General features: G+C 37.0%; 11 protein-coding genes and 1 pseudogene. All 12 read right to left on the reverse strand.

Going from position 1 to position 12,398, the window contains the following annotated elements:
* Positions 1–196 precede the first annotated feature (196 nt).
* Positions 197–753: pseudogene (locus L1D21_RS09115) on the reverse strand (ISAs1 family transposase); the annotation flags it as partial.
* Positions 754–894: 141 nt separating this feature from the next.
* Positions 895–2,109, reverse strand: coding sequence for an O-antigen polymerase (locus tag L1D21_RS09120; protein ID WP_239844947.1), 1,215 nt, complete (start codon positions 2,107–2,109; stop codon positions 895–897).
* 151 nt (positions 2,110–2,260) lie between these two features.
* Positions 2,261–3,481 carry a hypothetical protein gene (locus L1D21_RS09125; protein ID WP_239844948.1) on the reverse strand — a complete coding sequence of 407 codons (1,221 nt, stop codon included), beginning with the start codon at positions 3,479–3,481 and terminating at the stop codon, positions 2,261–2,263.
* Positions 3,481–4,584, reverse strand: a complete 1,104-nt coding sequence (locus L1D21_RS09130) for a DegT/DnrJ/EryC1/StrS family aminotransferase (protein ID WP_239844949.1) — start codon at positions 4,582–4,584, stop codon at positions 3,481–3,483. The genes L1D21_RS09125 and L1D21_RS09130 overlap by 1 nt, the downstream gene beginning before the upstream one ends.
* A 6-nt stretch (positions 4,585–4,590) precedes the next feature.
* Positions 4,591–5,052, reverse strand: a complete 462-nt coding sequence (locus L1D21_RS09135; RefSeq protein ID WP_239844950.1) for an acyltransferase — start codon at positions 5,050–5,052, stop codon at positions 4,591–4,593.
* Positions 5,052–5,450 carry an FdtA/QdtA family cupin domain-containing protein gene (locus L1D21_RS09140; protein ID WP_239844951.1) on the reverse strand — a complete coding sequence of 133 codons (399 nt, stop codon included), beginning with the start codon at positions 5,448–5,450 and terminating at the stop codon, positions 5,052–5,054. The genes L1D21_RS09135 and L1D21_RS09140 overlap by 1 nt, the downstream gene beginning before the upstream one ends.
* Positions 5,447–6,319 (reverse strand): glucose-1-phosphate thymidylyltransferase RfbA, encoded by an 873-nt coding sequence (gene rfbA, locus L1D21_RS09145; RefSeq protein WP_239844952.1) that lies wholly within the window; start codon positions 6,317–6,319, stop codon positions 5,447–5,449. The genes L1D21_RS09140 and rfbA overlap by 4 nt, the downstream gene beginning before the upstream one ends.
* A complete protein-coding gene (gene rfbB, locus L1D21_RS09150) occupies positions 6,319–7,407 on the reverse strand; it encodes a dTDP-glucose 4,6-dehydratase (protein WP_239844953.1) in 1,089 nt (362 codons plus the stop codon). The genes rfbA and rfbB overlap by 1 nt, the downstream gene beginning before the upstream one ends.
* 9 nt (positions 7,408–7,416) lie before the next feature.
* Positions 7,417–8,661: an O-antigen translocase gene (locus tag L1D21_RS09155; RefSeq protein ID WP_239844954.1), complete on the reverse strand. Its 1,245-nt coding sequence runs from the start codon at positions 8,659–8,661 to the stop codon at positions 7,417–7,419.
* Positions 8,662–8,759: 98 nt separating this feature from the next.
* A complete protein-coding gene (gene wecC, locus L1D21_RS09160; protein WP_239844955.1) occupies positions 8,760–10,025 on the reverse strand; it encodes a UDP-N-acetyl-D-mannosamine dehydrogenase in 1,266 nt (421 codons plus the stop codon).
* 16 nt (positions 10,026–10,041) lie between these two features.
* Positions 10,042–11,166 carry a UDP-N-acetylglucosamine 2-epimerase (non-hydrolyzing) gene (wecB, locus tag L1D21_RS09165; protein WP_239844956.1) on the reverse strand — a complete coding sequence of 375 codons (1,125 nt, stop codon included), beginning with the start codon at positions 11,164–11,166 and terminating at the stop codon, positions 10,042–10,044.
* A gap of 220 nt (positions 11,167–11,386) precedes the next feature.
* A complete protein-coding gene (locus L1D21_RS09170) occupies positions 11,387–12,349 on the reverse strand; it encodes a Wzz/FepE/Etk N-terminal domain-containing protein (protein ID WP_239844957.1) in 963 nt (320 codons plus the stop codon).
* Positions 12,350–12,398: the final 49 nt, after the last annotated feature.

Consider the following 12,398-nt stretch of genomic DNA (forward strand, 5'->3'; position numbering starts at 1 on the left):
ATCAGTGATTTTATAACCACGTTCCGTGACTTGTTTGACATCAGTGATTTTATAACCACGTTCCGTGACTTGTTTGACAGCTTCAATTTTGAACTCATCTGGATAACGTTTTCCGCGCATGTAACACCTCATATTTTTGGTTCATTATAACTCTATGAAGTGTCTACTGTTCTAGGGGCTTACCAATACTCATATCGAAATAGTTATCGAAGGCTTGTTCCAATCGACCTTGATTTCCTTTGACAGCAAGCAAGTAACCAGCATTCTTATCTAGTATTTTTTGAGCAATTTTCTTCTAACAACCCATCGCATCAATAGTGACTAAACAACCCGATATTTCAAGTAGTTCCAGTAACCCAGGAATAGCAGTGACCCCATTAGACTTCTCATACACTTTACGCTGGCCGAGACTCAAGCCGTCGCAAAAGCATTTACCATATGAATGGCACCTAACCCTCGAGAGTCATCATACGAGCCTCTAACGGTTTTACCATCAATAGCAATAACCTCACCTTGCGTAAGCTCACAGCAATCTTTCATCCATTCAATAAAGCATTTTTACAGCCGCCGAGTCGGTTTAAGAAATCCAACCGAGCTTCACCGTACAAATGGATCGCTTTCCAATCATCTTGACCAGAAAGCACTGCACAAATCGTTAACAAAATGATATCAGTTAGCTTGTGCTCAACTTTACCTTTGTTGTAGGTAATCTGGGATGATATCGAGATGCATAAATGGGAGCTGGTTACTCATTGTTTGAACTCCAACTTATCTATGGAGGTATTTAAAAACACTGAAAATAATCTACAAATTGATAATCCGATTAATGATTATTCTGCGACTGGGCTATCTAATTACAGTCAAAGATTAAGAACCCGCTACACCAAAACCCTCTTAAATCCGGGCATGCTTATGAGTTTTTCCTGCTATGGTTTTGTTAAAAAATACTTTTCTATCTATTTTCAACTTAAGCATAGAAAAACCCACAGATAGGAAAATCCAAAAAGTAGGTTCTATTAAAAAAGTACTGCTAAATGATAATTTGGTAAAAGAAAAAGAGAAAAAACATAAAAACAATAACTTTTTGTATTTATTTTTACAGAAAGTTATAAATGTAAAAAACATGATTGAAATTAAAAATATAATCCCTACCCCAAAAATACCGAACATTAATAAAATGTCAAGAAAAATATTATGAGAATAAAAAAACTCACCTTTTGATACCGTATAAACATAGTCAATACCATATAGTTTTATTCCGCCATTTAATATATCATTATATATCATATTATAAATAACATCTCTCCCAGATGAAGATGACGATATAGTCTCATCACCTAAAATAACATTTGTTATTTTTATTATACTATATGAGTAATATCCTAAGTCGGTCATCAAAGACTTTATTAGCAAAGCGATCTCTTCAATGTGAAAATAAAAAATGACAAAAATAGACATAAGAAAGAGCAGGCTTAAATATTTTTTAAAAGTAAAAGCATCATTAAACAACAAACAAATAATAAACATCGAAAAAACAACCAAAAGGCTTCCTCTATTCCCGAAAATCAATATTAAGACAAAGGCCACAACCAATAACGTAAGGTTGAATATTATATTCCTTCCTAGAAAGATGTATATAGTAAAGAACAAAGAGGAAAGAGCCATATAATTCCCAAAGGTCATATAATTAAACTCACCCTGCTCCCTCCCAACACCAAAAAAACAAAGAGAAAATAGGATAGCTAAAAAAGCAATCAAAGAAAGTTTGTACCCATAATTAATTATTTTTTCATCGTCAGAATCTAAATATAAAAAATAGGATAAAAGGCCAAATCGAATATAGTCAATCAATATACTAAGAGAAAAATCTTGATATGAAGATAAAACAGATAGAAATAATAGATAGCAGCTAAAAAGGATTGGAATAACTACACTGAATGTATTTACTTTTCTAGTTGATAAAATACTAAAAATAACAACGACATTTATTATCTGTACCGGGAGTCCGTTACCAAAGTATAACTTATAAGGAAGAAATATAGCACCAGAAAAAAGTAGCAATACAAATAAAAAACTTTTGTTCAATATTACTCTTTCATGAACAATCACACGTACCTCCGCCAAAGTACGACAAAAATAAAATTAATGGAATATTTCTTCCAATACAACATTACTACTATATCCAAATAATAGTTAAGCAAAGGCATGAGTCTTATAATTCTCTACTGTTAATGGCTTATATATTAATCCTTCAGTACTTTCAAAAAAAGGACTTATTTTTGAACATCCAATCTTTTAAATTCAACAACTTGATAGAAGTTAAACCTTCCAAAAATTGAAAATAATGTTGTGAGTTTAATGACGTGTGATTTGAATAATAAATCAATGAATCAACTATAGAATCTACTGAATGATGTTTTTCTGCATATTTTTTGGACATATATATGATCTTACTTCTAGTTACGGTATCCACTGAATCCTTATACACTTCACTGATTTTTTTTCCCTTGTCCCTATAAATAAAGTCATTCGTATAATTCAAAGTTTGGCATATACTACCCTCAATACCACATTCAAAAAGATAACGATACTGATAATCACTAGGAAACTTATCTAAAGAGCAATCTAAATTTACAGTAAAAAAGCCTTGGAATGCAAACTCAATAGCAACACTAGCCATACCAAAATGTATTAAATCATTTTTTGAAAGCTCATATATATCTTCCATAATATAATTCTCATAATATCTTATATTATTCTTATAATGCTGATATAGACGTTCGTCCAGAAGTTTTTTCAAACCTGACTCAAAAGCGATTCGGTCGTCTGTATAAATATTAAATGATAATAGAACATCATTGTAATACATGTCTTCCATTACTTTTGCTATCGGTGTGACTTTCCAAAATGTAGCTCTGCCCACATAAGTAACCGCATTTCTAATTATGGAATCATCAAGATTTATAGGATTTGGTTTTGTGATCGGCAACGGGATAAGTGGAATACTTTCATTACAATTATTTCTTATCCACTTCTTCCCTTCAGTATCTAACGTGATTAGTGCATTAGATTCGCAAAGCCTTTTGAATAAGGTAGCACGATCTTTATGCGATATATAAGGGATATCTCCTAATCTAGTAGAAAACAATCCTCGCATACTTGAATGCAATAAATCCCAAAAAAGTAACTTGCAATTAATACCATTATAATACCTTATTTTCTCATACATTGTATTAAATACGATTAATGTATCGTTAATAGATAATTTATGTAGTAATTTCTTAAGTTCAGCTTCTGTTGAATAGTTTAAAAATTCTACATTCTCAAGATCACTAATAAATGAACTACAATATCCAGTACGGTGGTCTATTATTTTTATATCAATATTTCTATCATTAAAACACTTTGCCAAGGTTATTATTAACCTTTGAGCTCCTCCTAGCTTTTTATTTATAGTTGGATAAAAGAATACAATAGCCATCAGTCACTCCATAAATTAAGCATATCGATGACCGACTGAACATCATAATTTAATAAGTTAGGGCTCATAGGTATACTCAAAACTTGTTGATGGATTATTTCACTAATTGGATAAGAATGAATACACCACTCGTTATAAGCTTCTTGCATATGCGGTGGCGTTGGATAATGAATTAAAGTTTGAATATCATTATCCTTAAGGTATTGTTGTAAATCTTTTCTATGTTCAGTTCTAACTACAAATAAATGCCAAACATGTTCTTCTTCATTTCCTACGCTTGGTAATTGAATTTTTCTATTGCTTATCCCCGAAAGATAAGCATTTGCTACTTTCCGACGCGCTTCAATTTCCTTATCTAAATAACTTAGTTTAACACGCAGCATTGCTGCCTGGATCTCATCAAGACGGCTATTTATCCCTTTATACTTATTTTTATATTTCTCATGAGAACCGTAATTTCTAAGGGCTAAAATAACGTCTTTCAATTTATCATCATTAGTAGTAACAGCTCCAGCATCACCCAATGCACCTAAGTTTTTACCTGGATAAAAACTAAATGCACCAGCATCCCCCCAAGACCCCGATTTTTTTCCATCGATAGATGCGCCATGAGCTTGAGCGCAATCTTCTAAAACTAGTAAGTCATATTTTTTTGCCAAAATCATAATATCTTTCATTGGACAAATTTTACCATACAAATGAACTGGTAAAATAACTCTAGTTTTATCATTTAATTTTGATTCTATTGAGTTAGCTGTTAAATTAAATGTATCAATATCGGGCTCAACAAGAACAGGAGTTAAGTTATTTTCAGAAATACAAAGAATTGATGCTATATAAGTGTTAGAGGGGACAATTACTTCATCTCCGTCTTTCAACTTACCCATTTCTTTCCAAGCTCTTAATACAAGTGATAATGCATCTAGACCGTTTGCCACGCCTATAGAGTGGTTAGAGCCGCAATATTCAGCAAATTCTCGTTCAAAAGCTTCAACTTCGCTACCTAAAATATACCACCCAGAATCAATAACTCGGGCGCAAGCACTTTTCAGTTCTTTTGCATATTGTTGATTAATTTCTCTTAAATCTAAAAATGGGATCATTAGTACTTACTCAATATATCTGATAATTCGGGCAGGGTTGCCAAACACTACAGCATTAGCAGGAACATCTTTGGTTACAACCGCTCCGGCACCGACCATGCAGTGCTCACCTAATATAATGCCTGGCAAAATGGTTGCATTGGCCCCAATAGATGCGCCTGACTTTATAACTGTTCTTAAAAATTGCTCAGGGTATACTTTAGAGCGCGGCATTTTATCATTAGTAAACGCGACGCACGGACCAATAAATACATTATCCTCAATGGTTATTCCGTCCCATAGATAGACACCTGATTTAATGGTCACATTACTCCCTATCACAACATCATTTTCGACCAATGTATGTGCACAGATATTACAGCCATCACCGATCACTGCGCCTTTAAGAACGACAGAAAATTGCCAAACCCGCGAACCTTTGCCAATGGTTAGGCTTTGAACATCACTAAGAGGGTGAATAAAAGGCATTATTTTACACTCTCTAAAAAAGTAGAATAATCTCGAATATAATCTGCTTCGTCGTACACGTCATTGGCTAAGACTAGTAGCACACAGTCATGGCTAAAGTCATACATTTCATGCCATTGCATAACATCGATTAGCAAGCCTTGCGAAGGATTATCAAGAATGACTTCTTGTTTCTCTCTGCCATTATCCATCACCATTTTGCAACTCCCAGATATGCATACTGCGACTTGCTTCAGTGCTTTATGCGCATGAAATCCACGAGCGACACCTTCTTTCGTACCAAATATGTAATATACACGCTTAATATCAAATGGGACCTGATTTTTTCCCTCTAATGCGACGAGTGAACCACGAGAGTCTCCCAATTGCGGAAAATCTATTAACTTAATCAAGCTCACTTTTCATTCCTCAGCAACGTTTTTAAATACTGACCATAGCTATTTTTAGACAGTTGTTCGGCAACATTTAATACTTGTTCATTGCTCATCCAGTCATTACGCCAAGAGATCTCTTCCAAACACGCAATTTTATACCCCTGCCGCTTTTCAATTGTCTCGACAAACATAGCAGCTTCAAGCAAACTCTCATGAGTTCCCGTATCTAGCCACGCAAAACCCCGGCCAAGCAACTCAACATTCAGTTCACCCAGCTCTAAGTAGGCTTGGTTAATGCTCGTGATCTCTAACTCACCGCGTTCTGACGGCTCGACTTTTTTAGCGATTTCTACCACACGGTTATCATAAAAATAGAGTCCCGTTACCGCAAAGTTGGACTTCGGCTCAGTTGGTTTTTCTTCAATACTTACCGCTTTTTGATTCTCTTCAAATGCGACCACGCCGAAACGTTCTGGATCTTTCACTTGGTAACCAAATACGGTAGCACCTGAAGTACGCTGAGCGGCTCGTTTTAGAATGGGTGAGAATCCTTGTCCCCAGAAGATATTATCCCCTAACGCAAGGCACACGCTGCTATCACCGATAAACTCTTCAGCGATTAGGAATGCCTGCGCCAAACCATCTGGACTTTCTTGAACCGCATATTGAAGTGAAATACCAAACTCATTACCGTCACCGAGCAATCGCTGAAATGACGACTGATCTTCTGGGGTAGTTATGATTAAAATGTCTCGAATACCCGCTAGCATTAGCACAGAAATCGGGTAGTAGATCATAGGTTTGTCATACACAGGCAGAAGCTGCTTGGACACACCTTTGGTAATAGGATAAAGGCGAGTACCCGAACCACCGGCAAGAACGATCCCTTTCATTATTGGTTTCCCTCTGCTGCTTCAATCGTACCTAAACGCTCGCGTTGATATGAGCCATCTTGTACGCGCTGGCACCACGCTTGATTATCAAGATACCATTGCACTGTTTTTCGCAGGCCAGTTTCAAATGTCTCTTCTGGCTGCCAATCAAGCTCTGCACTCATTTTGGTGGCGTCAATGGCATAGCGGCGGTCGTGGCCTGGACGATCTTGCACGTAAGTGATTTGCTCAGCATAGGAGCTCGCTTTCGGCACTAACTCATCCAAAATTGAACAAATAGTTTGTACTACTTCAAGGTTTTGCTTCTCGTTGTGGCCACCAATGTTGTAGGTCTCACCCACTTTACCTTCGGTCACGACTTTGTAGAGCGCACGAGCGTGATCCTCGACAAACAACCAATCGCGAATTTGGTCGCCTTTGCCATAAATTGGCAGTGGCTTCCCTTCCAGTGCATTGAGAATAACGAGAGGAATCAGTTTTTCAGGGAAGTGGAATGTGCCGTAGTTGTTAGAGCAGTTAGTCACGATTGTTGGAAAACCATAGGTGCGTAGCCAAGCTCGCACTAAATGATCACTTGATGCTTTCGATGCAGAGTAAGGGCTACTCGGTGCATAAGGCGTAGTTTCGGTAAACAGAGGTAAATCGCCAGCTTGCTCATCAGGATGAGGTAAATCGCCATAGACTTCATCAGTTGAAATGTGGTGGAAGCGAAACGCTGATTTCTCAGCGTCTTCTAACTGATTCCAGTAATGACGTGCAGCTTCAAGGAGGGTATAAGTGCCAACAATATTAGTTTGAATAAATTCATCAGAACCGGTAATTGAACGATCAACGTGTGATTCAGCTGCTAGGTGCATAACGGCATCGGGCTGGTATTGGGCAAAAATGCGATCTAACTCTGTACGATCACAGATATCCGCCTGCTCAAAAGCATAACGCTCACTCTGATCTACAGAAGCTAAAGATTCAAGGTTACCAGCATAGGTCAACTTATCTAAATTTACCACACTATCATTGGTGTTGTTAATAATATAGCGAATAACAGCCGAACCGATAAAGCCAGCACCGCCAGTAACTAAAATTTCCATACAAATCCATTAATATAATTTCTTCTTCATGATACACATCATTACTATAAGATATATCATGTAATTAAGTGCAAAGGCATAACTCAAACCAACAAAGCCATACAGATAGACAAATACAAATGAAAATAAGACAAGAGTTGTCGCAAAAAATATCTCGGTTATAACAAAAACTTTAGTCATCGCTTTGGCTAACATTAGATAAGCTAACAACCAAGAGGAAATTTTAAGAACATCTCCAACTAACTGCCATTTAAACAATAAAAGCATTGGCTTGAACTCTTCAGTGAATAATATTATCAAAATAAAATCTTTTAAAAAAAACATTAACAATGATAACATTGATACTAAAGGTAAAATTATTCGATAACCATTTATAAGTTCTTCCCTTAGTTCATTCTTGTCATTAATTTCTGACAACCTAGGGAGATAATATGTCGATAAAGCTGTAGTTATAACCATTAAGTACATATTTGATATATATACCATCGCTTGCCAGTACCCAGCGTAATCCCAGCCCAATGATTCAGAAACAAAATTTCGTATCAATATCTGGGAGATTGGAACAACAGAGGCTGAAACCAATGCCATAAGTGAATACTTAAACAATCTCTTAGACATTTGTATGTCTAGTGAAGCTATAAACCTCTCAAAGAAAATTTCTTTGTGATTTCTCAATTTCCACAAGATAACAATAAAAATAACAGACTGATTAGTAACTAACGCAATTAATGCCCCATCGAGTTGATATAAGTATATAAGCAAAGTTGTAAATATAAGACTATAAACACTTTGAATCATTTGAGATGAGATATATGTTTTTATATCTTTCAATCCATTAAGAATAGAAAGAAGCAGTTGATTTATAGAAAACAATATAGAAGTACAACCAAAAAGAACAAAAACATACGAATACTCTTGTGTCTTGAATATATAACTAGACCAATAAGAAGCAAAAATAGTCAACCCAAGCCCAACTAACACTGAAGAAAAAGCAGTTATTTTTAACGATGTACTCCATAATCTAGTACAATATTCAGATGAATTACGGTATTCCGATGTATACTTCACCACACCAGTATTTATAGCTCCCTGAGACAATTTGCTAATTAGTGTAGTTGAATTACGAAATTGTCCAATAAGTGCTAATCCGGAAGGTCCAATGAACAATGATATTGCTTTATTAATTACCAAACCAGCAATTAGTTTAATAGCTGTTGCTAAAAAGCTAAGTAATGATGTTTTTACTAAGTTCAAGAATCACCTAATTATATTCTAAGCCACATATGTAAAAATGAGCTCCCAATATAAATAGGTTGCTCATTTTATTTAAAAAACAATGTGTCTTTTAAAAATCACCAAATACCTTTTGTGTCAATAGCGATACCTGTCAACTCTTGTTTTACTCTAAACTCTTTATGATCAACCAGCATAACATGTATATCTGCAGCTTCATTTGCCTTTGCTAACTCCACCAAGTCAACTCTATTTAGTGAGCTAGGGAGTGATATAATATTTGGTTCTACGACTAAAGTTTTTCCTACATGCATTTCAGATATATTCTTAGCAATAGCCAAAGCAGGACTTTCACGTAAGTCATCAATGTCCGGCTTAAAAGCCAAGCCATAACATGCGATAGTCACTTCACTCGCGGTCTTAGTTGGGTTTGCTTGTAAAAAGTCCGTAATGGCTAACTTAACTTTATTAATTACCCATTCAGGTTTAGAGTCATTAACCTTCCTTGCTGTATGAATAAGTCGAGCTTCTTCTGGTGTTTTCGAAACAATAAACCATGGGTCAACAGCAATACAATGACCACCAACACCAGGTCCAGGTTGCAAAATATTGATACGTGGATGACGATTAGCTAATGCAATCAGCTCCCATACGTCAATATCTAATTTATCGCAAATAACCGATAGCTCATTAGCAAATGCAATCTGTACATCACGACAACTATTTTCAGTTAGCTTAGCCATTTCTGCTGTGCGGGCATTAGTTATAACACATTCGCCCTGAACAAATGTTTTATAGAGCTCAACGGAACGCTCAGAACAACGTGCTGACATACCACCAATAACGCGATCGTTTTCAACAAGTTCACGGACCACATGACCAGGCAAAACACGTTCAGGGCAATGAGCCACATTTACATCAGCTTCAGTACCAGCTTTTTGTGGGAAAGATAAATCAGGACGAGCATTAGCCAACCACTCTGAAACTTGCTCTGTCGCACCTACTGGGGATGTAGATTCTAAAATCACTAAATCGCCTTTTTTCAATACTGGTGCAATTCCATTACAAGCAGATTGTATATAGCTTAAGTCGGGCTCAGGGATCTGGCCTTCTTCACATGGTAGAAATGGTGTAGGCACTGCAATAAGGAATGCATCCGCTGGTTCAGCAGTCGTTACGGCCTTTAAATAGCCTTCAGTTACAGCTGAATGTACAATCATATCTAAATCAGGTTCTACAATATGAATTTTACCTTGATTGATTGTATCTACCGCGTGTTGATTAACATCAACACCAATTACCTTGTTTTTGCGAGATGCAAACATTGCAGCAGTAGGTAAACCGATATAACCAAGCCCAATGACTGAAATCGTTTCAAATGACATTTTTATTCCTAATTACTTATTTAACTAATTCTTCTAAAATTCTTTGGCATGCTTTACCATCACCATAAGGGTTGTGCGCATAACTCATCTTTTGATATGCATCAGTATCACTCAGTAGGTCATTCAAGTTAAACACTATTTGTTTAACATCAGTACCAACCAACTTAACAGTCCCTGCCTCAACGGCTTCTGGACGCTCTGTAGTGTCCCGCATAACTAAAACTGGCTTACCCAAAGAAGGGGCTTCTTCCTGAATTCCGCCAGAATCCGTAAGAATAATATGCGCCCTGTCCATGAGGTAAATGAAAGGAAGATATTGCTGAGGCTCGATCAACAAAATATTGTCTATATCACCTAAGATACGATTTACTGGCTCTCTTACGTTAGGGTTCAAATGCATTGGATATAGGATTTGTACGTCAGAGTGGATTCTCGCTACAGTTGCCAACGCTTCACAAATTCGCTCAAATCCACCACCAAAACTTTCCCTGCGATGACCTGTGACCAATATCAACTTTTTGTCTTCATCTAAGAAAGGAAACTGTTCGGCTATCGTATTGTTAAGGTCTGTGTCTGAGTCAATTTTGTCTTTCACCATCAATAACGCATCGATAACAGTATTACCTGTCACTATGATGTTGCTTGGATCAAAGTTTTCTTTGAGAAGATTCTGCTTAGAGGTTTCTGTCGGGGCGAAATGATACTTTGTCAACACTCCCGTCAAGCGGCGGTTTGCTTCTTCTGGCCAAGGAGAGTAAATATTACCAGTACGCAGGCCTGCCTCTACGTGCCCTACTGCAATTTGTTCATAGTAAGCGGCAAGACTCGCTGCAAAAGTGGTTGCTGTATCACCATGCACAAGCACAACATCTGGCTTAAATTCTTGGAGGACTGGTTTTAATTTTTGAATAATACCAGCGGTGACATCATTAAGTGTCTGCCCCGCTTTCATCAAATCAAGGTCGTAATCAGGTGTTATTTCGAACAATTCGAGGACTTGATCGAGCATTTCTCTATGTTGGGCTGTTACACAACACTTTGCTTCAAAACGGTCATCGGATGCAAAAGCATGAACTAGAGGAGCCATTTTAATTGCTTCTGGACGAGTTCCAAAAACGGTAAGCACTTTCTTTTTTGTCATTACATCTGGCCTTTTTCTGACGATTTAACTATATTCAAATCGCTGTATTTCACATTTTCATCTCAGCCTTTTAAACCTAGCTGAGCCACTGTTCGTCCATGTTGAGACACTCGCTCTTGTTTCTAAGTAAGCGCTATCCCTTGTAAACCCGAGGTTTTACTGTTTTCCAGCTGTTTTTCTGAAAACGGTCCCAATAGGCCCTTACACTTTTTGCATAAGCCTAATCTTCTTTACGTACAAAGTGACGTATGAAGACAAACATAACACCTAACATACCACCAAGCATGGTGCCTAAAACACAAATTAGAGCACGCTTTGGTTTAGCTTTTTCTTCAGGTACTAATGCTGGATCAATTGTTTTAAAAACATATTCATCACGCACATTTGCAAACATGATAGTTTTAGCCTGCTCTTCAATAAGCTTGTAAAGTACCTGACGAATATCAGCAACATTGGTTTGCGCTATCTGTTTGTTTAAGAAGTCACTGCTGCGATTAGCTTCAGCAACATCACGCTCTTTCATCACCTTGTTAATATCTTCAACTAACCAAGTGACCCATTGCTGAGCAATATAAGGTGACAGATGTTCAACAGAAACCGTCACCATTCCGGTATCTTTAGCGGAATCAACACTAATGACTTTGCTGAATTTTTTATATGCTTCCTGCATCGAAGGCTCGGGCTTAAATGGCGCTTTTACTTCTCGGACCCATTTCTTCGCAGAAGCATCAAAAATCGCTTCATTATAGCTAATGGTATTATCGGCCATGTTCCATTTTTCTGCGGCCATCAATTCGGGAAGTATTTGGTGTTGTTGAATAAAATCACTAGCAAATTGACGCGATTTCATCACTTCAATCGCCATTTGGGTTTTATCTACACCACCACCGCCGCCCAGATTTATACCGGCCATTGATGCTAAACCACCAAACTGTCCAGCAAGAGCAGCCAATCCGCCACCGCCCTGCTCTTCACTTGCTGGCGCTAATAGCGCTTCAGACTTATAAATATTCGGCTGTAAAATAGCAAAAACAACTGAACCAATAGCAAATACAGCAGTAATCGCAATAATCAACAATTTACCTTGCCAAATAACGCTAAATAACTCTCGCAGGTCGATTTCATCATCCTGTGTTGTTTGAAATCCAATATCTGCTTGATATGTATTTATTTCTTTAGACATTAATTATGTGTCTCTATTCATTATCATTAAAGTAAAGGCTGTCTAACCA

This window comes from Shewanella sp. Isolate11, from assembly GCF_022398315.1.
Taxonomy (GTDB): domain Bacteria; phylum Pseudomonadota; class Gammaproteobacteria; order Enterobacterales; family Shewanellaceae; genus Shewanella.